Source organism: Streptomyces sp. NP160, assembly GCF_006335115.1.
Taxonomy (GTDB): Bacteria; Actinomycetota; Actinomycetes; order Actinomycetales; family Quadrisphaeraceae; genus Quadrisphaera.
In genome coordinates, this window is the sequence record NZ_VDMJ01000015.1 from 100,560 (window position 1) to 124,795 (window position 24,236).

21 protein-coding genes are annotated in these 24,236 nt (G+C 75.3%); 6 read left to right on the top strand and 15 right to left on the bottom strand.

Annotated features, from left to right (window positions below):
* Positions 1 to 42: 42 nt before the first annotated feature.
* From FHN55_RS09465 to pepN, 3 genes are all read right to left on the bottom strand, one after another.
* Complete coding sequence (locus tag FHN55_RS09465; RefSeq protein ID WP_139712058.1) at positions 43 to 1,092, bottom strand: hypothetical protein; 1,050 nt, start codon at positions 1,090 to 1,092, stop codon at positions 43 to 45.
* Positions 1,089 to 1,682 carry an RNA polymerase sigma factor gene (locus FHN55_RS09470; RefSeq protein WP_180357731.1) on the bottom strand — a complete coding sequence of 198 codons (594 nt, stop codon included), beginning with the start codon at positions 1,680 to 1,682 and terminating at the stop codon, positions 1,089 to 1,091. The genes FHN55_RS09465 and FHN55_RS09470 overlap by 4 nt, the downstream gene beginning before the upstream one ends.
* A gap of 179 nt (positions 1,683 to 1,861) precedes the next feature.
* Entirely contained in the window at positions 1,862 to 4,519 is a 2,658-nt protein-coding gene (pepN, locus tag FHN55_RS09475; protein WP_139712185.1) for an aminopeptidase N, read from the bottom strand.
* 121 nt (positions 4,520 to 4,640) lie between these two features.
* Here pepN and FHN55_RS09480 point away from each other — a divergent pair, with 121 nt between their 5' ends.
* The 4 genes from FHN55_RS09480 (at position 4,641) to FHN55_RS09495 (ending at position 8,148) form a co-directional block, all read left to right on the top strand.
* The gene (locus tag FHN55_RS09480; protein WP_139712060.1) at positions 4,641 to 5,285 is read left to right on the top strand and encodes a DsbA family protein; all 645 of its coding nucleotides are present in this window, start codon (positions 4,641 to 4,643) and stop codon (positions 5,283 to 5,285) included.
* Positions 5,286 to 5,375: 90 nt separating this feature from the next.
* Positions 5,376 to 5,849: a ribose-5-phosphate isomerase gene (locus FHN55_RS09485; RefSeq protein WP_218974510.1), complete on the top strand. Its 474-nt coding sequence runs from the start codon at positions 5,376 to 5,378 to the stop codon at positions 5,847 to 5,849.
* Between the two features lie 39 nt (positions 5,850 to 5,888).
* Positions 5,889 to 6,845, top strand: coding sequence for an Fpg/Nei family DNA glycosylase (locus tag FHN55_RS09490; RefSeq protein ID WP_139712062.1), 957 nt, complete (start codon positions 5,889 to 5,891; stop codon positions 6,843 to 6,845).
* Between the two features lie 166 nt (positions 6,846 to 7,011).
* A complete protein-coding gene (locus FHN55_RS09495) occupies positions 7,012 to 8,148 on the top strand; it encodes a PP2C family protein-serine/threonine phosphatase (protein ID WP_139712063.1) in 1,137 nt (378 codons plus the stop codon).
* Between the two features lie 15 nt (positions 8,149 to 8,163).
* Here the strand turns inward: FHN55_RS09495 and FHN55_RS09500 are convergent, their stop codons facing one another.
* Entirely contained in the window at positions 8,164 to 9,672 is a 1,509-nt protein-coding gene (locus tag FHN55_RS09500; RefSeq protein ID WP_257570848.1) for a bifunctional diguanylate cyclase/phosphodiesterase, read from the bottom strand.
* 133 nt (positions 9,673 to 9,805) lie between these two features.
* Positions 9,806 to 11,056 (bottom strand): MFS transporter, encoded by a 1,251-nt coding sequence (locus FHN55_RS09505; RefSeq protein WP_139712065.1) that lies wholly within the window; start codon positions 11,054 to 11,056, stop codon positions 9,806 to 9,808.
* Positions 11,057 to 11,176: 120 nt separating this feature from the next.
* Here FHN55_RS09505 and FHN55_RS09510 point away from each other — a divergent pair, with 120 nt between their 5' ends.
* Entirely contained in the window at positions 11,177 to 12,232 is a 1,056-nt protein-coding gene (locus FHN55_RS09510) for an NAD(P)-dependent alcohol dehydrogenase (RefSeq protein ID WP_139712066.1), read from the top strand.
* A gap of 70 nt (positions 12,233 to 12,302) precedes the next feature.
* Here FHN55_RS09510 and FHN55_RS09515 read toward each other — a convergent pair whose 3' ends face one another.
* The 7 genes from FHN55_RS09515 to acs all read right to left on the bottom strand — a co-directional run bounded on the left by FHN55_RS09515 (position 12,303) and on the right by acs (position 20,548).
* Complete coding sequence (locus FHN55_RS09515; protein WP_139712067.1) at positions 12,303 to 13,940, bottom strand: FAD-dependent oxidoreductase; 1,638 nt, start codon at positions 13,938 to 13,940, stop codon at positions 12,303 to 12,305.
* Positions 13,941 to 14,044: 104 nt separating this feature from the next.
* Positions 14,045 to 14,848, bottom strand: a complete 804-nt coding sequence (locus FHN55_RS09520; protein ID WP_139712068.1) for an amino acid ABC transporter ATP-binding protein — start codon at positions 14,846 to 14,848, stop codon at positions 14,045 to 14,047.
* Entirely contained in the window at positions 14,845 to 15,507 is a 663-nt protein-coding gene (locus tag FHN55_RS09525; RefSeq protein WP_257570831.1) for an amino acid ABC transporter permease, read from the bottom strand. The genes FHN55_RS09520 and FHN55_RS09525 overlap by 4 nt, the downstream gene beginning before the upstream one ends.
* Positions 15,508 to 15,541: 34 nt before the next feature.
* Positions 15,542 to 16,369, bottom strand: coding sequence for an amino acid ABC transporter substrate-binding protein (locus tag FHN55_RS09530; RefSeq protein ID WP_139712069.1), 828 nt, complete (start codon positions 16,367 to 16,369; stop codon positions 15,542 to 15,544).
* Between the two features lie 99 nt (positions 16,370 to 16,468).
* Positions 16,469 to 16,996, bottom strand: a complete 528-nt coding sequence (locus tag FHN55_RS09535) for a CoA-binding protein (protein WP_139712070.1) — start codon at positions 16,994 to 16,996, stop codon at positions 16,469 to 16,471.
* Positions 16,997 to 16,999: 3 nt separating this feature from the next.
* Positions 17,000 to 18,418 (bottom strand): O-acetylhomoserine aminocarboxypropyltransferase/cysteine synthase family protein, encoded by a 1,419-nt coding sequence (locus FHN55_RS09540; protein WP_139712071.1) that lies wholly within the window; start codon positions 18,416 to 18,418, stop codon positions 17,000 to 17,002.
* Between the two features lie 30 nt (positions 18,419 to 18,448).
* Positions 18,449 to 20,548, bottom strand: coding sequence for an acetate--CoA ligase (acs, locus tag FHN55_RS09545; protein WP_139712072.1), 2,100 nt, complete (start codon positions 20,546 to 20,548; stop codon positions 18,449 to 18,451).
* 48 nt (positions 20,549 to 20,596) lie between these two features.
* On the opposite strand from acs, the gene FHN55_RS09550 reads away from it, so the two are divergent.
* Positions 20,597 to 21,091 carry a DUF1772 domain-containing protein gene (locus FHN55_RS09550; protein WP_218974511.1) on the top strand — a complete coding sequence of 165 codons (495 nt, stop codon included), beginning with the start codon at positions 20,597 to 20,599 and terminating at the stop codon, positions 21,089 to 21,091.
* Between the two features lie 4 nt (positions 21,092 to 21,095).
* On the opposite strand, the gene FHN55_RS09555 is transcribed toward FHN55_RS09550, so the two are convergent.
* The 3 genes from FHN55_RS09555 to FHN55_RS09565 form a co-directional block, all read right to left on the bottom strand.
* On the bottom strand, positions 21,096 to 21,986 hold the full coding sequence (locus FHN55_RS09555; RefSeq protein WP_218974512.1) for an ABC transporter permease: 891 nt from the start codon (positions 21,984 to 21,986) through the stop codon (positions 21,096 to 21,098).
* Positions 21,983 to 23,047, bottom strand: coding sequence for an aliphatic sulfonate ABC transporter substrate-binding protein (locus FHN55_RS09560; RefSeq protein WP_139712073.1), 1,065 nt, complete (start codon positions 23,045 to 23,047; stop codon positions 21,983 to 21,985). Before FHN55_RS09560 ends, FHN55_RS09555 begins: the two co-directional genes overlap by 4 nt.
* Before the next feature lie 95 nt (positions 23,048 to 23,142).
* Positions 23,143 to 23,988, bottom strand: coding sequence for an ABC transporter ATP-binding protein (locus tag FHN55_RS09565; protein ID WP_139712074.1), 846 nt, complete (start codon positions 23,986 to 23,988; stop codon positions 23,143 to 23,145).
* Positions 23,989 to 24,236 lie beyond the last annotated feature (248 nt).

Sequence of the window (24,236 nt, forward strand, 5' to 3'; positions counted from 1 at the left end):
GGTCAGGAGCCGCAACCGGGCGCTCGGCTGCGGGAAGGGGGGTCAGTGGTCCTTGCCGGAGCCCTTGCCCTGGCCGTTCGAGGAGCCCTTCGCCTCGGAGCCCGACCCCTTGCCGGAGCCCTTGCCCGAGCCGCCGTCGTCGCCGCTCTCGACCTCGGAGGACGACGACGAGGCGCTCGGAGCGGTCGCGGTCGCGCTCGTCGAGGGCGCCGGCGCGCTGCTGGACGAGGAGGTGGGGGTGCCGCCGGAGCGCGCCTCGCGCCGGGCGTCGTTGCGGGCGTGCGCCGCGCCGCTGACGGCCTGGCCGTCCACGCCGCCGGAGCGCGCCTGGCTGCTCACCCAGGGACCCATCCCGCCGCTGGTCGGCGGCGCGACGGGGACGGACGTCGGGCCGTCGGACGGGGTCGAGCCGCCGTCGTCGTCGCCGTCCTCGGAGGGCTCACCGGTGGAGGGCGCCTCGGCCGGGGCGGACGTCGGGTCGGACGTCGCGCCGGTGCGGGGGGTGCCGGAGGGCTCCTCGGTGGGCGCGTCGGTGGGGGTGTCCGTCGGAGCGGTGCTGGGGTCGGTGCTCGGGTCCGTGCTGGGATCCGTGGTCGGGTCAGCGGCGGGGTCGGTGCTGCTGTCGCTGGTCGGTGCCTCCAGCGGCGTCACCGCCGAGACCGTGGCCGCGAAACCGTCCTGCACCGGACCGGGCAGCGCGCCGGCAGCACCCGCTCCGACCACGGCGACGACGAGGACCGCGCCGGCGGCGGCGCCGGCGCGGGCAGCGCTGACAGCGGCCACGCGGCGGCCGACGGCGGTGAGGGTCTGGCGGGTCAGGGTCACGGGGTGCCTCCACGAGAGCGCAGGCCGCACCGGTGCGGGGGCGGCCGGGTCCGCGCCGTCGGCCCGGGCGGGCGTCACGGCGGTGTCGGTGAGGTGACCGGTGGCCAGCAGGACGGCGAGGTCGGCGCTGGGGCGGTGCGGCTGGCGGGCCACGGCGCGCACGTCGCGCGCGAAGGCCTCCAGCCGCGCCGCCGACGGCGCGTCGCCGCCCGCGCGCAGCGCGCGGACGTCCTCGTCGAAGGATCGCGTCCTCGGGTCGTCGGTCATCTCGTCTCCGTCATCGCCGGGGAGGTCCGCGGGGTCGCGCGGTCGTCGCGGCACTGGGCCGACAGGGTGAGCAGGCCCCGGCGCTGCAGGGCCTTCACGGACGCGGGCGTCTTCCCGAGCACCCGGGAGACCTCGTCCACCGACAGGTCGCCGAGCACCCGCAGGAGGACGACGGCGCGCTGGTCGCGGGGCAGCTGCGCGCACAGGTCGTGTACGCGGGAGGTGCCGAGGGAGGCGAGCGCCTCCTCCTCGGCGTCGCCACCGGGCAGGCCAGCGGTCGTGGTGTCGTCGTGGACGTCGACGTCGGCGAGCGCCGGCCGGCGCGAGGCCCGCCGCCAGGAGTCGGCCAGGCGCCGGTGGGCGATGGTGAAGACCCAGGCGCGGAAGCCCGCCTCGTCGCCCGCGAAGCGGCCGATGCCGGTGAGCACGCCGACGAAGACCTCGCTGGCGAGGTCGTCGGGCTCCGCGGCGCCGTGCAGGCGCAGGTACCCGGTGACCGGGCCGGCGAGCTCGCGGTAGAGGGTCTCCAGCGCCCACGGCGCGCCGGTGCGCGCGGCGTCGAGGACCTGCGGGAAGGCCGGACCGATCACCGGACGGCCGCGCGCAGAGCGGGGTGGTGCACGCCGCAGCATCGGCGGTCGCGCTCGGTCCCTTGAGCCTCCCGTCCCGTCCCGGCTCCTGCGCACCTTCCGCGGAAAGTGCGCACAGAAGGGCCCCCTTCTCGCACTTTCCGCGGAAAGTGCGAGAAGGGGGCCCGGGGGGTGGGGGGTCAGCGCAGCAGGTCGCGCTCCTGGGCGCGCAGCGCGCGGGCCACGCCGTCGCGCTGCTCGCTGACGAGCCGCTTGAGCGCCGGCAGGTCCTCCGGGGCCTGGGCGAGCCAGGCGTCGGTGCGGTCGAGCAGCGCCGGCGAGGCGAGCAGCACCGGGTAGAGCCCGGTCACCACCTGCTGGGCGATCTCGTTGGTGCGCATCCGCCAGGTGCCCTCGATCGAGGCGAAGTACGGCTCGACGAACGGCTCCAGCAGCGCTGCGTCGTGGACGCGGGCGAAGCCGCCGATGACGGCGGCCCGCTCGGCGTTGGCCAGGCCGGGCTCCGCCGAGGAGGCCACCAGCTGCGACCACGCCGCCTGCTTGGCGCCCGGGTCCGGCACGGCCGCCCGGGCCCCGGCGGCGGCGAGCCGGCCGGAGGCGGTGTCGTCGCGGGCGAGCTCCGCCGCGATCTCCGCCTCCCCGGCGCGGCCCTCGACGACGAGCGCGGTGAGCAGCTCCCAGCGCAGGTCGGTGTCCACGGACAGGCCCTCCAGCGAGGCGTCGCCGGACAGCCACCCGGCCACGGCGTCCAGCTGCTCCGGCGTGCGCCCCCACCCCGCGGCGGCGGTGGCCAGCTGCAGCTGCGCGTCGCTGCCGGGCTCGGCGGCCAGCGCCAGGTCCATGAGCGAGGCCGCGACGCCGGCCACGACGTCGTCGCGGTGGCCGGGCGCGGTGTACAGCCGCGTCGCGGAGGTCAGCTGCTGCAGCAGCGTGCGCAGCACCGAGGAGGTCGCCGGGGTCGACTCGACCGCGACGTTGTCGAGGACGAGGTCCACGAAGTCGCGGGCCGCCATCTCCGCGTCGCGGGCCATGTCCCACGCGGCCGACCACACGAGCGTGCGGGGGAGGGCGTCCTCGATGGCCGACAGGTGCTCCACCGCGGTGGCGAGCGACGACGGGTCGAGCCGGACCTTCGCGTAGGCGAGGTCGTCGTCGTTGAGGAGCAGCAGGTCGGGAGCGTCGCGCCCGGCCAGCTCGCCGAGCTGGCCGGCGATGTCGGTGCGCTCGCCGTCGACGTCGACCTCCACCCGGCCCGTCCGGACCAGGCGCGGGGCGGCGCCGGCGGCCGGTGCGTCGCCCGCGTCGTCGTCCTCAGCGGCAGCGCTGGCCGGGTGCCCGCCGTCCGCAGGCACGTGGAGGTCGTAGAAGCCCACCGCGAGGCGGTGGGGGCGCTGCACCGGGTGCTCGGGCGGCGTGGTCTGGGTGACCACGAGCGACGTGATGGCGCCGTCGTCAGAGGTGTGCACCTCCGGCTTCAGCGTGGTCACGCCGGCCTTCTCCAGCCACACGCTCGACCAGGCGGCCAGGTCGCGGCCCGAGGTCGCCTCCAGCTCCCGCAGCAGGTCGGCCAGGGTGGCGTTGGAGAAGGAGTGCGCGCGCAGGTAGCGGCGCACGCCCTCGAAGAACGCGTCGCGGCCCACGTAGGTGACCAGCTGCTTGAGCACGCTGGCGCCCTTGGCGTAGGTGATGCCGTCGAAGTTCACCTCCACCGCCTCGAGGTCGACCATGTCGGCCACGATCGGGTGCGTGCTCGGCAGCTGGTCCTGCCGGTACGCCCACGCCTTCTCCATCGAGGCGAACGTGGTCCACGCGTCGGTCCAGCGGGTGGCCTCGGCGGTGGCGAGCGTGGAGGCGTACTCCGCGAAGCTCTCGTTGAGCCAGAGGTCGTCCCACCAGCGCATGGTCACGAGGTCGCCGAACCACATGTGCGCCAGCTCGTGGAGGATCGTCACCGCACGGCGCTCGACCACGGCCTCGGTGGGCTTGGACCGGAAGACGTAGCGCTCCAGGAAGGTCACGGCGCCGGCGTTCTCCATGGCCCCGGCGTTGAACTCCGGCACGAACAGCTGGTCGTACTTGGGGAACGGGTAGGGGATCTCGAAGAGGCCCTCGTAGAAGGCGAAGCCCGCCCGGGTGATGTCCATGACCTCGTCGGCGTCGAGGTGCTCGGCGAGGCTCTGGCGGCAGAACACCCCGAGCGGCACGGTGCGGCCGTCACTGCTCGTGAGCTCGCCGCGCTCGACGTGGTACGGCCCGGCGACGATCGCGGTGACGTAGCTGGACAGCACCGGAGTCGGCGCGAAGCGCCAGGTCGCCGCGCCCTCGTGCGCGGGCGTCGGCTCCGGCGTGGGGGAGACCGAAACGACCGTCCAGTGGTCGGGAGCGGTCACCGTGAACGTGAAGACGGCCTTGAGGTCGGGCTGCTCGAACACCGCGAAGACGCGGCGCGAGTCGGCCACCTCGAACTGCGAGTAGAGGTACACCTCGCCGTCGACCGGGTCGACGAAGCGGTGCAGCCCCTCGCCGGTGTTCATGTAGGCGCAGTCGGCGACGACGACGACCTCGTTCTCCGCCGCGAGCCCGTGCAGCTGCACGCGCACCCCGTCGGCGACCTCGTGCGCGTCGAGCGCGGTGCCGTTGAGCACCACCTCGTGCACGTGCGGGGCGACCAGGTCGAGGAACGTCGAGGCGCCCTCGCGCGCGGTGAACCGCACGGTGGTCTTCGAGCGGAACGTCGTCGGGGCCCCGCCACGACCGGTGAGGTCCAGCTCGACGTCGTAGGAGCTGACGTCGACGAGCGCGGCGCGCTCGGCGGCCTCCGCCCGGGAGAGGTTCATGCCCTGCTGGTGGTCCGCCGGCTGCCCGGCGCCGTCTTCGTGGTGGCTGGTCCGCACCCGTCCGATGCTCCCACGCGGGCGCGCCGGGCAGACGAGCCGGGCCGGTGGTGTTATCGGTGGCATGACTGACGCAGCGCAGAGCGCCTCGAAGAGCCCCGTCGACTTCTGGTTCGACCCCATCTGCCCGTGGGCGTGGATGACGTCGCGCTGGATCCTCGAGGCGGCGAAGGTGCGCGACATCGACGTCACCTTCCGCGTCATGAGCCTCGCTGTGCTCAACGACGGGCGCGACCTGCCCGAGGAGTACCAGGAGATGATGAAGAAGGCGTGGGGCCCGGTGCGCGTGGTGACCGCCGCCAAGGAGCTGCACGGCCAGGAGGTCGTCGAGCCGCTCTACACGGCCATCGGCACCCGCATCCACCCGGGCGGTGAGAAGGACTTCGAGGCCGCCGTCGTCGGCGGTCTCGCCGACGTCGGGCTGCCGGCCGAGCTCATCCGCTTCGCCGGCCTCACCGAGTACGACGAGCTGCTCAAGGCCTCCCACTACGAGGCGATCAACCGCGTCGGTGACGACGTCGGCACCCCCGTCATCGGCGTGGCCGGGAAGGACGGCGAGCAGGGGCCGGCGTTCTTCGGCCCCGTCATCACGCCGGCGCCCAAGGGCGAGGAGGCCGGGAAGCTGTGGGACGGCGTCACCGCGGTGGCCGCCTACCCGGGCTTCTACGAGCTGAAGCGCACCCGCACGCAGGGCCCGGTCTTCGACTGACCCACCCCTCCCGAGCGTGACCACGGGCGGTCGGCCACCCAGGCGGTGGTCGACCGCCCGTGGTCGCCCGGGGGTGCCAGGATGTGCGCCGTGCGCGTCCACATCGCCAGCGACCACGCCGCCTTCGAGCTCAAGCAGCACCTGGTGGCGCACCTGACCGCCGCCGGCCACGAGGTGGTCGACCACGGCCCCGAGGCCTACGACGCCCTCGACGACTACCCGACGTTCTGCATCCCCTGCGCCGTCGCGGTCCGCAGCGACGTCCGCGCCGGCGTCGACGCCCTCGGCATCGTGCTCGGCGGCTCCGGCAACGGCGAGCAGCTGGCCGCCAACCGCGTCCCCGGCATCCGCGCCGCGCTGGCGTGGAGCCTGGAGACCGCGGAGCTGGCCCGCCAGCACAACGACGCGCACGTCGTCAGCGTGGGCGCCCGCATGCACTCGGTCGAGGACGCCACCGCCATCGTCGACACCTTCCTCGCCACGCCGTTCAGCGGTGACGAGCGCCACCAGCGCCGCCTCGACCTCATGACCGCCTGGGAGGCGGAGCACCTCACCGAGCGGTGATCGCGCGCGATCGGCGAGGAGGAGGCAGGCTCGACCCTCGTGCCTGAAGGTCACACCCTCCACCGCCTCGCCCGGTCCGTGCGCGACGCCTTCGGCGGCCGCGTCGTCGAGGCCAGCAGCCCCCAGGGCCGCTTCGCCGACGGCGCCGCGCTGCTCGACGGCCACCGCGTGGTGCGCTCCGACGCCGTCGGCAAGCACCTCCTCGTGGGGTTCTCCCCGGCGGACGCCAGCCCCCGCCGCACGCCGCAGCGGTGGCTGCACGTGCACCTGGGCCTGTACGGGAAGGTCTTCTTCGGCAGCTCCGACGGCGCGGTCGACGGTGGCGACCAGGACGACGACGGCGCGGGCGCCGAGGGCTTCGCCGCGCCACCGGCGCCGGTCGGGCAGGTGCGGCTGAGGCTCGTGACGCTCGACGCCGCCGAGGGCGCTGGCCCGTTGCGCTGGGCTGACCTGCGCGGCCCGACGGCGTGCGAGGTCATGGTCCGCCCGGAGGTCGACGAGCTGCGCGCCCGCCTCGGGCCCGACCCGCTGCGGCCCGACGACGGCCCGGAGCGCTTCCTGGAGCGGGCGGGGCGCTCGCGGGTGACCGTCGGCGCGCTGCTCATGCACCAGGACGTGCTGGCCGGCGCCGGCAACATCTACCGCGCGGAGGCGCTGTTCCGGGCGGGCATCGACCCGTTCGCCGCCGGCCGTGACGTGGAGCCGGAGCGGCTCGAGGCCGTCTACGAGGACCTCCGCGTGCTGATGCGCGCGGGGGTGCGGTCGGGGCGGATCGTCACCACGCGCCCGGTCGACCGCGGCAGGCGCGACGACGAGGCCGACGGCACGCCCGTGCGCCGCGGCCAGGCGGGTGCGCACTACGTGTACCGGCGCACCGGCCTGCCGTGCCGGATCTGCTCGACGCCGGTCTCGACCACCGTGGTGGAGGGGCGCAACCTCTTCTGGTGCCCCACCTGCCAGGCACCGGGCACGCAGGTATCACCCTTCGACGCCTGACCCCGGGCACCCAGGGTCCTCGCGCACGCCCACGGCGCCGCGGAGCCTCCGCGAAGCAGCACTCGGGTGCGCGAGTGCGGTGGGGTGGCGGCGGCAGGGGAGGGGACGCGACCGGGAGTCGGCGAACGCCGGATGGGTGCCGAGGGCCCCGGCTAGGGTCGGAGACGTGCGCCTGCGCCTCCACCGCGCCTCGCGCTGGCTCGACCGGCGCCGCCGGCGCCTGACCCGGCGGCTCGCCGCGCGCTTCCGCCCCCGCACGATGCCGCGCCAGGCGTGGCTGCTGCTGTGGCTGACCGCGCTCGCCGTCGTCGTCGCCGTCACCGGAGCCCTCGCGCCCCGGTGGGTCCCGGCCAGCGCGATGGTCTTCGTGCTGCTGCTGGGCGGGTTCTTCCTGCGGCTGCGCACGATGGTGCTGCTGTACCTCGTGGCCGCCGCCGGGGCCGCGCTGACGGTGTCGGTGCCCGACGAGGGCGGCCTGAGCGCCCGCCCGGGAGACCTGGTGCTGCTCGGCGCCACCGCGGTGCTCGTGGCGCTGTTCGTGCGCAGCCGCGAGCGCCTCGGCGTGCAGGGCACCCTCGGCGACACGATGCTCGTCGACCTGCGGGACCGGCTGCGCAGCCAGGGTCGGGTGCCGCCGCTGCCGCCGCAGTGGCACGTCGAGACGGAGCTGCGGCCCGCGTTCGGCGACTCCTTCAGCGGTGACTTCGTGGTGGCGACGCGCACTCACGGCGAGCAGGGCGACCTGCTCGAGGTGGTGCTGGTGGACGTCTCCGGCAAGGGGCAGGGCGCCGGCACGCGCGCACTGCTGCTGTCGGGGGCGTTCGGGGGTCTGCTGGGGGCCATGCCGGTGGAGGGCTTCCTTCCCGCTGCCAACGCCTACCTGCTGCGGCAGGACTGGGCCGAGGGCTTCGCCACGGCCGTGCACCTCGCGGTGGACCTGGGCACGGGCGACTTCCGCGTCCGGTGCGCGGGCCACCCGCCGCCGGGCACCGGCGGCGCCGGGGTCCCGTGGCGGCTCCTCGACGACGACGGCGGGCCGGCGCTCGGGCTGGTGCCTGACGCCGACTTCGGCGAGGTGGCGGGGCGGCTGCTGCCCGGGCAGGCGCTGTACCTGTGCACCGACGGGATGGTCGAGGTGCCGGGGGAGGACCTGTCGGTGGGCACCGAGGCGCTGGTGCGGCTGGCCGAGGAGGCGGGGCGGTCCGGGTGGCGCGACGGTGCCGCCGAGCGCCTGGTGGACGCCGCGGCCGTCGAGGAGTCCGACGACCGCGCCCTCGTGCTGGTCTGGCGCAGCGGCGCCTGAGCCGCTGGTCCGTCCTCAGGCGGAGGCCGACGACGCCGGTGGTGCGGCGGCCGCCGCGGCGGGCCCTGCGGCCGGGGCCGCGGTCCGGTCGGGCTCCGGCAGGTAGCGCGCCAGCGCCAGCTCCGGGCTCATCGGGCGGCCCACCCAGTAACCCTGGAGCTCGTCGCAGCCGAGGTCGCGCAGGCGGTCCGCCACGGCGGCGCTCTCGACGCCCTCGGCGACGACGTGCAGCCCGAGGCGGTGCCCCAGGTCGATGATGCTGGCCGCGATGGCCTCGTCCGACGGCCCGCCGAGCAGGTCGGTGACGAACTGCCGGTCCACCTTGAGGTGGTGCGCTGTGAGCTCCCGGAGCTGCCCCAGGCTGGTGTAGCCGGCGCCGAAGTCGTCCACGGAGATGCGGATGCCCCGGCCGGCCAGGGAGCTGACCACGTCGAGCGCCTCTCCGGCGTCGCTGGCCACGGCGGTCTCGGTGATCTCCAGCACCAGCTGCTCGGCGGGCCAGCTGCTGCGGGCGAGGGCCTCGTCGACGATGCCCAGCAGACCGGGCTCGAGCACGGAGGCGCTGACGTTGACCGCCACGGTGGTGTCCAGGCCCGCCCGGCGCCAGGCGGCGGCCTGGCGGACGGCGGTGAGCACCACCCAGCGGGTCAGCGGCCGCACCAGGGTGGTGCGCTCGGCCAGCGGCAGGAACTCGGTGGGCAGCAGCAGCCCGCGCGTCGGGTGGTTCCAGCGCAGCAGCGCCTCGAAGGCGCGCAGCTCGCGGGTGCCGGCGTCGACCACCGGCTGGTACAGCAGGGTCAGCTCGCCCTGGTCCATCGCCTGCCGCAGCAGCGCCAGGGTGGTCAGGCCGTCGCTGGTCTCCGGAGCGAGGTCGGAGGTGTAGGGCAGCACCCCGGAGCGGGAGCGCTTGGCCTCGTACATGGCCAGGTCCGCGTGGCGCAGCAGCTCGCCGACGGTGCGGCCGGCGGCGGGGGCGACGGCGGCGCCGACGCTGCTGGTGATGTCGAGGTCCACGCCGTCGGCGGAGAAGCCGCCGGCGCCGAGCGCGGCGAGCAGGCGCTTGCCGTGCAGCACGGCCTGCGCCGTGGTCACCGGCGAGTCGAGCAGGACGGCGAACTCGTCGCCGCCCAGGCGGGCCACCACAGCACCGGGAGGTGCGGCGCTCGCGAGGCGGTGCGCCACCTGCACCAGCAGCGTGTCGCCGGCGGCGTGGCCGAGGGTGTCGTTGACGTCCTTGAACCCGTCGAGGTCGAGCAGGAGCAGTCCGGGGCCGTGCCGGCCGTCGCCGTCGAGGTCGGGCAGCGAGGCGAGGACGCGCTCGCCCTCCTCGGTCAGGAGCACCCGGTTGCCGAGGCCGGTGAGGGGGTCCGTGCGCAGCAGCGCGGTCTGGCGCTGGTGCTGGCGGCGCAGCAGCACGAGCAGCGTCACCAGCGACACGAACGACACCGTGCCTCCGGCGACGGGCCACAGGACGTCCGCCGGGAGTCCCGACAGCACTGACAGCGGCGCCAGCGCGGCGGTCATCTGCACGTGCCAGGGCTCCCTTCCGCGGTGGCGCCGTGGAGTGGACGCCACAGGGGGCTTCGTCCCCGCGGCGCCGGGGCTGGAGGCGCGGGGCGGGGTCTCACCCGGTCGGCCGGGTCGGCCCTGCCGGCGCTCAGCCGGGGTGGGGGGCTCCGGCGGACGGCGGCGGCGGCAGCAGCGAGCGGGTGCGGGCCAGCAGGCCGGTGAGCACCAGGGCCAGCAGGGCAGCGGCGCCGGCGAGGAGCACCACCGAGCCCCACCCGCCGGCCGACCAGGCAGCGCCCCCGGCGGTGCCGCCCAGGGACGACCCCACGTAGTAGGCGAAGAGGTACGTGGACGCCGCCTGCGCGGTGGCGCGCCCGCCGGCCCCCGCCCGCGCCGCCACCCAGCCGCTGGCCACGCCGTGGGCGGCGAAGAAGCCGGCGGTGAAGACGGCCATCCCCACCACCACGGCCCACAGGGCCGGCGCGGCCGTCACGGCCAGGCCGGCGCCCATGACCACCACGGCGACGGGGACGACGACGCGCCGGCCGAGCGAGTCCGCGAGCCGGCCGCCCTGCGCCGAGGTCACCGACCCCAGCGCGTAGACGGTGAAGACCAGGCCGGCGACGGCCGGACCGAGGGAGTACGGCGGCGCCTCCAGGCGGAAGCCGATGGCGTTCCACACGGCCACGAAGGAGCCCATCAGCGCCAGCGACAGCCCGTACAGCCCGAGCAGCGCCGGGTCGGTGACCACCCCGCGCGTGCGCCGCGCGAGGGCCCGCAGCCCCGCGGGCGCCGGGGTGAAGCGGCGCGAGCGCGGCAGGAGCCACCACACGAGCACCGCGCACACCAGGCCCAGCACCGCCACGCCGCCCTGGGCCGCCTTCCACCCGCCCAGCTCCGCGAGCCCGGAGGACACGAGCCGGCCGAGCATCCCGCCGATGGCGTTGCCCCCGACGTACAGACCGGTGGCGCGGCCCGCGGCCAGAGGGTGCACCTCCTCGCGCAGGTAGGCGACGGCGACGGCGGGCAGCCCGGCCAGCGCGAGCCCCTGCACGGCGCGCAGCACCACCAGCCAGTCCCAGGTGGGGGCCAGCACGGCCAGCAGCCCGAGGGCGCTCGAGGTGGCCAGCGAGGCGTGGACGAGCCGCGTCCGCCCGAAGCGCTCCGAGACGGGACCTGCGACGAGCAGCCCCACCGCCAGCGCCGCGGTGGTGGCCGAGACCGCCAGCGTGGCCGCGGCGGGGGTGACCGAGAAGTCCGACGAGAGCAGGGGCAGCAGCGGCTGCGGCGCGTAGAGCAGGGCGAACACGGCGACCCCGGCGAGGAAGAGCGCCCAGGACGCCCGGCGCAGGCCCGCCGACCCCGGCAGGTACCCCTCGGTCGCGGGCTCGGAGGTCACGACCTCCACGGTAGGGACCCGCGGACGCCGTCGGACGCCCGCACCGACACGTCGTGCGCGACCAGCGCCGCTCCCGCAGGATGGAAGGGAACCCCACCCCGCACCAGACGGAGGAGAACCGTGCCCACCACCGTGCACGCCCGCAGCACCGCCGGCCCCGGCGAGCCCTTCGAGGCGACCACCATCGAGCGCCGCGACCTGGGCCCGAAGGACGTCCTCATCGACATCGCCTACGCGGGCATCTGCCACTCCGACATCCACACGGGGCGCGGCGAGTGGGGCGAGACCCTCTTCCCGCTGACCCCGGGCCACGAGATCGCCGGTGTGGTCTCCGAGGTCGGCTCCGAGGTCACCAAGCACTCCGTGGGTGACCGCGTGGGCGTCGGCTGCATGGTCGACTCCTGCCGCGAGTGCTCCGAGTGCACCGCGGGCCGCGAGCAGAACTGCAAGAACGGCAACGTCGGCACCTACAACGCCATCGGCAAGGACGGGCGCCCCACCGAGGGCGGCTACAGCGAGAAGATCGTCGTCGACGAGGACTTCGTGCTGCGCATCCCCGAGGGCATCGACCTCGACGTCGCCGCCCCGCTGCTGTGCGCCGGCATCACGCTGTACTCCCCGCTGAGCTTCTGGGACGCCGGGCCCGGCAAGCAGGTGGCGATCGTCGGCATGGGCGGCCTCGGCCACATGGGCGTGAAGATCGCGCACGCCATGGGCGCTGAGGTCACGGTGCTGTCGCAGTCGCTGAAGAAGCAGGAGGACGGCCTGCGCCTGGGGGCCGACCACTACGTCGCCACCGGTGACGAGGGCGCGCTGGAGTCCCTCAGGGGCACCTTCGACCTGATCATCACCACGATCTCGGCCGACGTCGACATCAAGCCCTACATCGCGGCGCTCAAGCCCGAGGGCGTGCTGTGCACGGTCGGCCTGCCGAGCAAGCCGTTCCAGGTGCCGGCCGGTGCGCTGATCATGGGCCGCAAGAGCCTGGCCGGCTCGAACATCGGCTCGATCAAGGAGACGCAGGAGATGCTCGACTTCTGCGCCGAGCACCACATCGGTGCCGAGGTCGAGGTCATCAGCGGTGACCAGATCGACGAGGCCTGGGACCGCGTCGTGAACTCCGACGTGCGCTACCGCTTCGTCATCGACACCAAGACCCTGGCGCCTTCCGCCTGACCCACCTCGTCCGTGATCATGGGCGTCCGCCACCTCTGCCGGGGTGGCGGACGCCCATGATCACGAGGGGTCAGGGGCGCAGCAGCTCGTCCTCCAGGCGGAGCACCTCCAGGTCGCGCCCCACACCCGCCACCGCGGTGATGCGGCCGCCGGCGTCGCGGTAGCGGACCACGGCGTCGCCGTCAGCCAGAGAGCCGTCGACCTCCGCCGAGCCGCTGCCCTCGCCGCCGCTGAGGTCCGGCACCTCGCCCGCCAGCCGGTACTGCCGGCTGAACTGCTTGGTCCAGAAGAAGGCCGGCTCCGCCAGCTCCTCACCAGCGCCGCGGCTCAGCAGGTCGAGGGCGGCTGCCGCCCCCTGGCGCTGCGCCTGCGCCCAGTGCTCCACCCGGCGGCGCCGGCCCGTGGTGGCGTCGGGCCAGGCGGCGACGTCGCCGGCGGCCCACACGCCGTCCGCCGAGGTGCGGCCGTGGCCGTCGACGACCACGCCTCCCCCCTCGCTCTCCGGCGCCAGGGCCAGGTCGGCGCTCTTGGCCAGGTCGAGGCGCGGCGCGACGCCGACGCCGACCACGAGCAGGTCCGCGCGGCCCTCGGCCGGCGCCCGCGTCCCGTCCTCCAGCTCGAGCACCCCGTCGTTCCAGCGGGCGGCGCGGCCGGTGACGAAGGTGACGCCCTCGGCCTCGTGGGCGGCGCGGACCGCGCGGCCCACGTCCTCGCCCATCTGGCGGGCCAGCGGCACCTCCGAGGTGGCGACGACGGTGACGTCCACGCCCTTCTCGCGCAGCACCGCGGCGGCCTCGAGCCCGATGAACCCCGACCCGAGCACGACGGCGGTCCGTCCCTCCGGCTCCTCGCCGACGGCGGCCAGGAGCGCGTCCGCGTCGGCCAGCGACCGGAGCACGTGCACGTCGTCGCGGCCGAACCCCGGCAGGTCGGGGCGCACCGGCTCCGAGCCGGGGGCGAGCAGCAGCGACTGGTAGGCGAGCAGCGTGACCGCGCCGTCCGGTCCCTCGAGGCTGAGCCGCCTCTGGTCGGTGTCGAGCACCGTGGCGCGCGTGCCCAGGCGCAGCTCCACGCCGTGGTCGGCGTACCATTCCTCGGCGAGCAGCGGCAGCGCGTCCTTCGGCTTGGCACCCGCCAGGTAGAACTTGCTCAGCTGCGTCCTGTCGATCGGCGCGTGCGGCTCCGCGGACACGAGCACCAGCTCGCCCTCGTAGCCCTCGCGGCGCAGGCGCTCCACGGCGGCGAAGCCCGCCGCCCCGCCGCCGACCACGACGACGCGGCGCAGCGCGCCCTCGGCGCCCGTGGTGGCTGCGTCCGGGCCGGGCGCCGGCTCGTCCGAGGGGCCGGTGACGCGGACGACGGCCTCGTCGCCCTCACCGGTGACCTCCACCGCGTAGCGGGTGAGCGGCTCGTACGCCGGGGCCAGCAGCGCCTCGCCGGAGCGCAGGTCGAAGCAGGCGTGGTGGAACGGGCAGCGCACGAGGTTCCCGGTGCGCAGGCCCTTCGCGAGCGGCGCGCCCACGTGGGTGCACGTCGCGGAGAGCGCGGAGACGCGGGTCTCGCCGTCGTCGTCGACGTACCGGGTCAGCAGCACCTGCTCGGCGTCCTCGCCGGTGCCGAGGGCCCCGGCGAGCACGCCGTCGAGGGGGAGGTCGCCCAGGCGCACGCCGCGGGTGAGGTCGGGGGTCGTGTCGGTGTCTTCAGCCACGACGATGACCTACCCCGGCGGCGCTCGTCCCAAGCGTGCACGACCGACCCCCCGCCCTCCCGGCTCAGGGCGGGTGAGAGCGGGTGAGAGCGGGTGAGAGCGGGTCAGAGCGGGTCGAGCAGGCGGCGCAGGAAGCGGCGGGTGCGCTCCTCGCGCGGGTCGGCGATCACCTGCGCCGCCGGCCCGCGCTCGGCGACCACGCCGCCGTCGAGGAAGAGCACCTGGTCGGCCACCTGCTGGGCGAACCGGATCTCGTGCGTGACCACCACCATCGTGGTGCCCTGCTCGGCGAGGTCGCGCATGACGGCGAGCACCTCGCCCACCAGCTCCGGGTCGAGCGCGGAGGTCGGCTCGTCGAAGAGCACCACCTGGGGGCGGATCGCCAGCGCCCGCGCGATGCCCACCCGCTGCTGCTGACCGCCGGACAGCTGGGACGGCAGCGCGTCCTCACGGCCCTTCAGACCGACGCGCTCCAGCAGGACCAGCGCCTCCGCGCGGGCCTCCTCCCGCGGGCGGCCCTGCACCACGACCGGCCCCTCGAGGAGGTTCTCCAGCGCCGTGCGGTGCGGGAAGAGGTGGTGGGCCTGGAAGACCATGCCGCTCTGCGCCCGCAGCCCGGCCTCCGCGCGCAGCGCGGCGCGGCGCCCCAGCTGCGGCAGGGCGGAGAAGTCCACGGAGACGTCGCCGATCCGCACCGCGCCCGCCTCCGGACGCTCCAGGGCGTTGAGGCAGCGCAGCACCGTGGTCTTGCCCGAGCCGGACGGCCCGATGAGCACGCTCACGGTGCCGGTCGGCACGGCGAGGTCCACCCCGCGCAGCACGCGGGTCTCGCCGAAGGACTTCTCCAGGCCGGTGGCCTCGAGGAGCGGCCCGCCGCTCCCGCCGCTCCCGCCGCTCCCGCCGCTCACGCGGTCACGTACCTGTTCAAGCGGACCTCCAGCCGGTCCTGCAGCGCCGCGAGCACCGCGCAGACCACCCAGTAGTAGACGGCGGCCAGGCCGTACAGCGTGAGGAACTGGAAGGTGGGCGCGGCGATCTGCTGCGCCACCCGGAACATCTCCGTCACGAGCACCACCGACACCAGGGAGGTGTCCTTGAGCAGCGAGATGAGCGTGTTGCTCAGCGGCGGCACCGCCAGGCGCGCGGCCTGCGGGGCCACCACGCGCCGCAGCGTGGTCCCGTAGCCCATGCCCACCGTGGCGGCGGCCTCCCACTGCCCGCGCGGCACGGACAGGATCGCGCTGCGGACCACCTCCGCGGCGTACCCGCCCACGTTGAGGCTGAGCGCGAGGATGGCGCTCGGCCACGGGGCGATGGTCAGACCGACCGCCGGCAGCGCGTAGAACACGATGAACAGCTGCACCAGCAGCGGCGTCCCGCGGATGGCCGAGACGTACACCCGCGCCGCGCCCGAGACCAGCTTCACGGGTGAGAGCCGCATGAGGGCGACGACGACGGCGATGGCCAGCCCGACGGCGAACGACATCGCCGTCAGGGGGATGGTGCCGAGCACCAGCCCCTGCAGCAGCGGCCACGCCGAGGTGCGCAGCAGGTCCCAGTCGAGCACCGGTCTCCTCCGGGTCCCGGGTCAGCCGCCCGCGTCAGCCCGAGACGTCCTCGCCGAAGTACTTCTGCGAGATCTGGGCGAGCGTCCCGTCGGCCTTGAGCTCGGCGAGCGCCTCGTCGACCTTCGGCGTGAGCTCCGAGCCCTTGGCGAGGGCGAACGCCTGCTGGCTGGTGTCGGTGGTCTTGGCGGCCACCTTCACGGAGGTGTCACCGGTGGTCTTGAGGTAGTCCAGCGCGGCGAGGTCGTCGTTGACGGTGGCGTCGACGCGGCCCTGCTTGAGCAGGGTGACGGCCTGGGCGAACCCCTCCACGCCCTCGACGTCCGCGCCGGCGTCCTTCGCCACCTGCGCCCAGTTGCTGGTCAGCGACTGGGCCGTGGTCTTGCCGGCCAGCGACTGCAGCGACGTGATCGAGGTGTCGTCGGCGCGCGTGATGATCGCGCCGGTGGAGGTCGTGTACGGGGTGGAGAAGTCGTACAGGGCCTGGCGCTCGGGGTTCACCGTGACCTGGTTGGCGATGACGTCGTAGCGGCCCGCCTCCAGCCCCGCGAAGATGGCGTCCCAGGTGACGTCGGTGAACTCCACCTGCATGCCCATCTTCTGCCCGACCGCGGTGATGACGTCGACGTCGTAGCCGGTGAGCTTCCCGCCGTCGGCCTGGTCGTGGTAGGTGAAGGGCGAGTAGGTGCCCTCGGAGGCCACGCGCAGCACGCCGCCCCCTGAGTCGCCGCCGGACGCCGAGCCGGACGGCGCGGCGCTGGAGCTCCCGCCGACGATGCCGTCGGCGGGCGAGCTGCCGCCGCAGGCGGACAGGGCCAGAGCGGCAGCGGCGGCGAGCAGGACGAGGGGGGAGCGGCGGAGCACGGGTGACCTCCGGGGTCGGTGGTGGTGCGAGGGCCCGGGGGTGTCCGGGGCGGGGGCGGCGCTGCGCTGCTGAGCACCGCCCCCGGCTGCAACGCTGGATCAGGCGCGGATCTGCCGCCGGCTCGAGATGACGCCGGTGTCGAAGCCCGCGAGGTGCAGGCCGCCGTGGAACCGGGCGTGCTCGATCTTCACGCAGCGGTCCATGACCACGGAGAGGCCGGCCTCCTCGGCCCGGCGGGCGACCTCCTCGTGCCACGAGCCGAGCTGCAGCCAGAGCACGTTCGGGGCCTTCCCCCCGCCCTTCGACTCGCGCAGGGCGAGCACCTCGTCGAGCACGCTCGGCAGGTCCTCGTGGCGGCGGAAGACGTCCACGACGTCGGGCACCACCGGCAGGTCGGCCAGGCTCGCGTAGACGGGGCGCCCGAGGATCTCCTTGGCGCGCGGGTTGATGAAGTAGACGTCGTAGGGCGAGCTCGACAGCAGGTAGGTCGCCACGAAGAAGCTGGCGCGGGCCTGGTTCTCCGAGGCCCCGACGATGGCGATGCTCGTGGCCTCGCGCAGCAGCGCGAGGCGCTCCGGCGCGGTCGGCCCCACCCAGGTGCGGGTGTTGTCCACGGTGAGAGTCACGCGTCAGCTCTCCTTCACGGCCGCGGTCAGGGCCTGGTCGAGGTCCCAGAGGATGTCGTCGAGGTCTTCCAGCCCGACGGAGATGCGCACCAGCTCCGGCTTCACGCCGCCGGCCTCGAGCTGCTCGGCGCTCAGCTGCTGGTGCGTGGTGGACGCCGGGTGGATGACGAGGGTGCGGGTGTCGCCCACGTTCGCGAGGTGCGAGGCGAGCTGCACCGCCTCGATGAAGCGCCGCCCGGCCTCGCGGTCACCGGCCACGCCGAAGGAGAACACCGACGACGGGCCCAGCGGCAGGTACTTCCTGGCCCGCTCGAAGTGGACGTGCGAGGGCAGGCCCGCCCAGTTGACCCAGGCGACGCGGGGGTCGCGGTCGAGCCACTCGGCCACGCCGCGGGCGTTGCGCAGGTGCTCCTCCATGCGCGGGGCGAGGGTCTCCACGCCCTGCAGCAGCTGGAACGCCGACTGCGCGGACAGCGAGGGCCCGGTGTCGCGCAGCTGCTCGGAGCGCAGCTTGGTGAGGAAGCCGTACTCGCCGAAGTTCTGCCACCAGCGGATGCCGTTGTAGCTGGGCACCGGCTCGGTCATCTGCGGGAAGCGGCCGCTGCCCCAGTCGAACCGGCCGCTCTCCACCACGACGCCGCCGAGGGTGGTCCCGTGGCCGCCGAGGAACTTGGTGGCGGAGTGGATGACGATGTCCGCGCCGTGCTCGATGGGGCGCACGAGGTACGGCGGGGTGAGCGTCGCGTCCACGACGAGCGGCACCCCCGCGGCGTGCGCCACCTCGGCGAGCCCGGCCAGGTCGGCGACCTCGCCCGAGGGGTTGGCCACCACCTCGGTGTAGACGGCCTTGGTCTGGTCGGTGATGGCCGCGGCGTAGTCGGCGGGGTCGGTGCCCGCGACGAACGTCGTGTCGACGCCGAACCGGCGCAGCGTCACGTCGAGCAGCGTCACCGTGCCGCCGTACAGCTGCGAGCTCGCCACGACGTGGTCACCGGCACCGGCCAGCGCGGCCAGCGTGATGAACTCCGCGCTCATGCCCGAGGCGGTGGCGACCGCGCCGATGCCGCCCTCGAGGGAGGCGATGCGCTCCTCGAACGCCGCGACGGTGGGGTTGGCCAGGCGGCTGTAGATGTTGCCGTACTTCTGCAGGCTGAAGAGGTTGGCGGCGTCGGCGGTGTCCTCGAAGACGAACGACGTCGACTGGTAGATCGGCACGGCGCGGGCGCCGGTGGCCGAGTCGGGCGTGCCGCCCGCGTGCAGCGAGCGGGTGCGGAAGCCCCACGTGCGCTCGGCGCCGGGCCTGTCGGCCACGGGGTCGGGGGAGACCGCGCCGGGCACGGTCTGCGGGGTGGCGTCCTCGGTGCTGACCTGGCCCGCGGTCTGCGGGTCCACGGCGGCGCCGCCGGGGGTGTCCTGGCTCATGCGTCCATCCTCTCTCTGGCTGTCGTGGGGTCAGCGGGCCGCGCGGGCGCGACGGGCCTCGATGCCGTCGCGGACGGCGTCGACGGCGCGCTCGTCGGACAGCGACGTCGTGTCGCCCGGCGCCCGCCCCTCGAGCAGGTCCCCGAGGATGCGCCGCATGATCTTGCCGCTGCGGGTCTTGGGCAGGTCGCGGACCACCACGACGTGCTTGGGCTTGGCCACCGGCCCGATGACGGTGGCCACCTGCTGGCGCAGGGCGGCCTCGAGGCCGGCGTGCCCGTCGGCGTCCTCGAGCACCGACCGCCTCGACGGGATGACGAAGGCGGCCACCGCCTGGCCGGTCAGCTCGTCACCGACGCCCACCACGCCGGCCTCGGCGACGTCGGGGTGCGCCACCAGCGCCGACTCCACCTCCGTGGTCGACAGGCGGTGCCCGGAGACGTTGACGACGTCGTCCAGGCGGCCGAGCAGCCACAGGTACCTGTCGGCGTCGTAGCGGGCGCCGTCACCGGCGGCGTAGTAGCCCTGCACGGCGAACTGCCGCCAGTAGGCGTCGCGGTAGCGCTCGGGGTTCCCCCACACCGTGCGGGCCATGCCCGGCCACGGCGTGCGGACGACCAGCCAGCCGCCCTCCCCGGGCTGCACCTCGGCCCCCGTGTCGTCGACGACGGCGGCGTCCAGGCCCGGCAGCGGTCGGGTCGCCGAGCCCGGCTTGAGCGTGGTGGCGCCCGGCAGCGGCGCCACCACCGTGGCGCCCGTCTCGGACTGCCACCACGTGTCGACGACGGGCGCGCTGCCCCCGCCGACGTTCTCGCGGAACCACATCCACACCTCGGGGTTGATGGGCTCCCCGACGCTGCCCAGCAGCTTCAGCGAGGACAGGTCGTACCGGGCGGGCACGTCGTCGCCCCACGTCATGCAGGCCCGCACCAGGGTGGGTGCCGTGTAGTAGGTCGTCACCCGGTGCTTCTCGATGATCTCGAAGTGCCGGCCCGGGGCGGGGAAGTCCGGGACGCCCTCGTACATGACCTGCGTGACGCCGTTGAGCAGCGGCCCGTAGATGGCGAAGGAGTGCGCCGTCACCCAGGCGAGGTCGGCGGTGCACCAGTGGACGTCGGTCTCGGGGTGGGCGTCGAAGTGCGCCCAGTGCGCGTACCGCGCGTGGGTGAGGTAGCCGCCCGTGGTGTGCAGCAGGCCCTTCGGCTTCCCGGTGGAGCCGGAGGTGTAGATGATGAAGAGCGGGTGCTCGGCGGGGAACGCCACGGCCTCGTGGACCGGCTCCGCGACGTCGACGGTCTCGTGCCACCACACGTCGCGGCCCGGCGTCCACGGGATCGCCTCGCCGGCGTAGGCCTCCTCGCCGGTGCGGCGCACCACGAGCACGTGCTCGACGTGGTCGAGCCCGGCGACCGCCTCGTCGACGGCGGCCTTCACCGGCACCGCCCTGCCGCGGCGGAACTGCCCGTCGGTGGCCACGACGACCTTCGCCGTCGTGTCCGCCACCCGGAACCGCAGCGCCTCCGCGGAGAAGCCGCCGAAGACGAGGGAGTGCACCGCGCCGATGCGCGCGCACGCCAGCACCGTCACCAGCGTCTCGGGGATCACCGGCAGGTACAGGACCACGCGGTCACCGGGCTCGACGCCGAGCGCCGTGAGCGCGTTCGCAGCGCGGCTGACCTCGGCGAGCAGGTCGGCGTAGGTGACCGTGCGGGTGTCGCCCCGCTCGCCCTCGAAGTGCGTGGCCACCCGGTCGCCGTTCCCCGCAGCGACGTGCCGGTCCAGGCAGTTGACGGCCGCGTTGAGCGTGCCGCCGTCGAACCACCGCGCCGACGGCACGGACAGCTCCGCGAGCGGGTCCGTGACGTCGGCGCCGTCGGCGAACTCCGGCGGCGACCACTGGAGCACCGTGTGCCACGGCGTCTCCCAGTCCAGGTGCCCCGCCTGCTCCGCCCAGAAGCCCTCCGGGTCCTCCTCGCCCCGCTGGCGCCAGGTCTCCGCGGTCGCGGCGTCGAGGTTGGCCACCCGGGCGACGGCCTCCGGTGCGGGGAAGGTGCGCTCCTCGGCGAGCAGGGTGGTGAGGGTGGCGCTGGAGGGCTGCGCCGAGAGCGGGGCGGCGACGGGGCGGGACATCGGGCGGGTCCTCCGGGCGGGGTCGGGCTTCAGGGGCGAGGGTGGGGTGTGATCTCTGGTGCGCAGCCTGTCGGGCTCGTGCTGCTCGTGGTGGCCACGGCGCTGCACCTGGGCTTCCAGCTGGTGGTGACCGTGCTGGTCTACCCGGCGCTGCTGGCCCCCGAGGCGGCGCAGGACGACGGCGGCGAGGGGGCGGTGCGCGCCGAGGCGCGCTGGCGCCTGGCGCACGAGCGGCACCGCCGGCGGATCACGCCGGTGGTCGCCCTGGTGTACGGGCTGCTCGGGCTCGCTGACGGGTGGGTGCTCGTGGCGGGGCCGCACGACGGGTGGCGGGGCGCAGCAGCGCTGGTGTCGGTGGCCGCGGCCGCCGTCGTCGTCGTGGTGACGGCGACGACGGCCGGCCCGGCGCACGGGGTGCTCGCCAGCCGCGGCCGGTCCGAGGCGCTGGTGCGCCGTCTGCGGCGCGCAGACGCCGTCCGGCTGCTGTTCGCGGCGGTGGCGGCCGGCGCCGCGGTGGCGGCCGTGGTGGTGAGGACCGGCTGAGCGCTCACGCCCACCGCCGCAGCGCCCAGCGCTCGAACAGGCCGACCACGGCGTCGCTGAGCTTGCCCAGCACCGCGAGGGTGATGATCGCCAGGAAGATCCTGTCGGTGCGGCCGTTGTTGACGCTCTCGGTGAGCAGGTAGCCCAGGCCGATGGAGGAGGCGAGCAGCTCCGCGGCCACGAGGAACAGCCAGGACTGCGCCAGCGCCAGCCGCAGCCCCGCGATGACCGCCGGGACCGCTGCGGGCAGCTGCACCTGGGTGAGCAGCGAGACGCCGCGCAGCCCGTAGGCGCGGCCCGCCTCGACGAGCCCGGCGTCGACGTGGCGCAGCGCCGAGGCCGTGGTGGTGAAGACCGGGAAGAAGGCGCCGATGGCGACCAGCGTCAGCTTGGGCGGCTCGCCCAGGCCGATCCAGAGCAGGAGCAGCGGGACCCACGCCAGGGAGGGGACCGCGCGCAGCGCGCCGATCGTCGAGCCGAGCAGGGCGTCCGCCCAGCGCGAGAGCCCCACCAGCGAGCCCACCGCCAGGCCCGCCGCGGCGCCGAGCGCGAAGCCCACGAAGACGCGCTGGGCGGAGATGGCGATGTGCTGCTGCAGCAGGCCGCGCTCCCACAGGTCGCCGGCGGCCCGGACGACGGCGGCGGGGGAGGGCAGCTGGGAGGGCGGGTAGGCGCCGGAGCTCGCGGCCAGCTGCCACGCGGCGAGCAGCACGAGCGGCAGCACCGCGCCCCACCACGGCGAGAGCCGCGTGCGGGCGCCGGCCGCGCTGGCGGCAGCGGCCTTGCGCGGGCCGTGGCCGGCGCGCCGGCCGCGGGGCGACGACGGGTCGTCGGCACCGCCGAGGCCGGCCGCCTCGGCGCTCCGCCCGGTGAGCGCCACGGGGTCGACGGTCACGAGGGGTCGGCCTTCTGCGCGTAGGCCGGCTCGAACAGGCTCTCCAGCGCCGCGTCCACGGTGCCCTGGTCGGCGACGTCGCCGTTGGCCACGAACAGCGGGCCGATCTTCTCCAGCACCGCCGCCTGCGTCGCGCCGGGCACGGGGGAGATGTCGAGCTTGGTGCGCCCCAGCGTGGTGGTGGCCACCTGCGGGTCGATGCCGGCGACCTCCGCCAGCAGCGCGGTGGCGGCCTCGAGGTTGGCGGGGACCCAGGCGCGCGCCTTCTCGTAGGCGTTGACGACGGCCTGGGCGAGGTCGGGGTGCTCGGACAGGAAGTCCTCGCGGGCGTTGAGGACGCCGTAGGAGTTGAAGTCGATGTTGTCGTACACGATCTTCGCGCCGCTCTCGGCCTGCGCGGCCGCCATGATCGGGTCGAGCCCGGCCCAGGCGTCCACGTTGCCGGCGTCCAGCGCGGAGCGGCCGTCGGCGTGCTGGAGGTTCTCCAGGGTGATGTCCGACGTGGTCAGCCCGGCGGTGCCGAGCGCCTGCACGAGGAAGAAGTAGGGGTCGGTGCCGGTGGTGGCGGCCACGCGCTTGCCGCGCAGGTCGGCGACGCCGGTGATGGGGGAGTCCTTCCCGACCACCACGCCGGACCAGTTCGGCTGGCTGAAGACGTCGACCACCTTGATCGGCGATCCGTTCGACCGGGCCAGCAGCGCCGCGGCCCCGGCGGTGGAGCCGATCTGGATGTTGCCGTTGCGGAGGAACTCGTTGGCCTTGTTCGACCCGGCGGACTGCACCCACTCCACGGTGACGCCCTGGCCGCCGAGCTCGGACTCGAGCCAGCCCTGGTCCCGGATGACCAGGCTGAGCGGGTTGTAGGTGGCGAAGTCGAGCGTGAGCGTGCGCGCGGCCTGGGAGCCGGAGGCGGAGCCCTCGGCGGAGGCGGCGGGCGCGGCGCCGGAGGCGTCCTCCCCCTGGGCGCAGGCGGCGAGCCCGGCGGCGCCCAGCGGCGCGAGGGCGAGCAGGCCGAGCAGGGAGCGGCGGGAGGGCTGGCTGGGCAGGGCGGTGCTGGGCATCGGGAGCCTCCGGAGGTCCGTCGAGGTGCAGGCGGGCACGGGGTGGGTGGTCGGGGTGGTGCGTGGGGCGGCGCGGGGCGCCGGCGGGGGTGCGCTCAGGCGCGCGGGACGCCGAGGAGCTCGAGGAGCTCCGCGCGCAGCGAGGCCAGGTGGGCGTCGCCGCGGTCGCGCGGGTGCGCGACGTCCACGGCGGTGGTGCGCAGCACGCCCGCGCCGGCCTCGGGCGGGGCGCCGTCGGGGCGACCCAGGACGACGACGCGGTCGGCCAGGTGCAGCGCCTCGTCGACGTCGTGCGTGACGAGCAGCACGGTGGTCGGCGTGGCCGCCAGGACCTCGAGCAGCAGGTCCTGCATGGTCAGGCGGGTCAGGGCGTCCAGCGCGGCGAACGGCTCGTCGAGGACGAGCACCCCGGGGCGCCGGGCGAGGGCGCGGGCCAGCGCCGCGCGCTGCGCCATGCCCCCCGACACGCTGCGCGGCCGGTGCTCGGAGAAGCGCGCCAGCCCGACGACGTCGAGCAGGGCGGCGACGCGCTCGCGGCCCTCGGCCCTCGGCGTGCCGCGGGGCAGCCCGAGGGCGGTGTTGCCCGCGAGCGTGCGCCAGGGCAGCAGGCGGGGCTCCTGGAAGGCGACGGCGCAGCGCGGGTCGTGGTCTCGCACCGGGCCGCCGTCGAGCAGGACCGTGCCGGAGTCCGGGGAGTCCAGCCCGGCGACGGCGCGCAGCAGCGTCGACTTCCCGCAGCCGGAGGGCCCGAGCAGCGCCACCACCTCGCCGGCGGCGACGTCGAGGTCGACGCCCTCGAGCACGACGTGGTCGCCGAACCGGCGCCCCACGCCCTCGAGCCGGACGGGGACCGCGGCCCCGCCGCCGCGCGCTCCGGGCAGCGCGGTGCCGGTGGGGTGCTGAGCGGGTGCGCTGACGGCGCTGGACACGACGGCCTCCATCGGTCCTGGCGGTAGCACCGGTCCGCGGGGGCCCCACGGGTGGTTGCTGCGGCGTCGCTGAGCCAGGTCTCTCGGCCGCTCGGGATGGTCGTCCCCGATCCTACGGCGTCCGGGCGCGTGCGCTGGTGGGGGAGGTGCCGGCGGCCGCGCGGGCCGGCCCCCGGGGAACCCCGCCGGGTGACCGGGCCGTCGCCCGGGGGCGTCCGCTCGGGGGAGGACACCCCCCGCGCGGGGGGTGGCGTCGCCCG

Excerpts from the sequence above, each read along its gene's own strand:
- FHN55_RS09465 (WP_139712058.1), bottom strand. The coding sequence starts at position 1,092 with ATGACCGACGACCCGAGGACGCGATCCTTCGACGAGGACGTCCGCGCG.
- pepN (WP_139712185.1), bottom strand. The coding sequence starts at position 4,519 with ATGAACCTCTCCCGGGCGGAGGCCGCCGAGCGCGCCGCGCTCGTCGAC.
- FHN55_RS09480 (WP_139712060.1), top strand. The coding sequence starts at position 4,641 with ATGACTGACGCAGCGCAGAGCGCCTCGAAGAGCCCCGTCGACTTCTGG.
- FHN55_RS09500 (WP_257570848.1), bottom strand. The coding sequence starts at position 9,672 with ATGACCGCCGCGCTGGCGCCGCTGTCAGTGCTGTCGGGACTCCCGGCG.
- FHN55_RS09540 (WP_139712071.1), bottom strand. The coding sequence starts at position 18,418 with ATGAGCCAGGACACCCCCGGCGGCGCCGCCGTGGACCCGCAGACCGCG.
- acs (WP_139712072.1), bottom strand. The coding sequence starts at position 20,548 with ATGTCCCGCCCCGTCGCCGCCCCGCTCTCGGCGCAGCCCTCCAGCGCC.
- FHN55_RS09560 (WP_139712073.1), bottom strand. The coding sequence starts at position 23,047 with ATGCCCAGCACCGCCCTGCCCAGCCAGCCCTCCCGCCGCTCCCTGCTC.
- FHN55_RS09565 (WP_139712074.1), bottom strand. The coding sequence starts at position 23,988 with ATGGAGGCCGTCGTGTCCAGCGCCGTCAGCGCACCCGCTCAGCACCCC.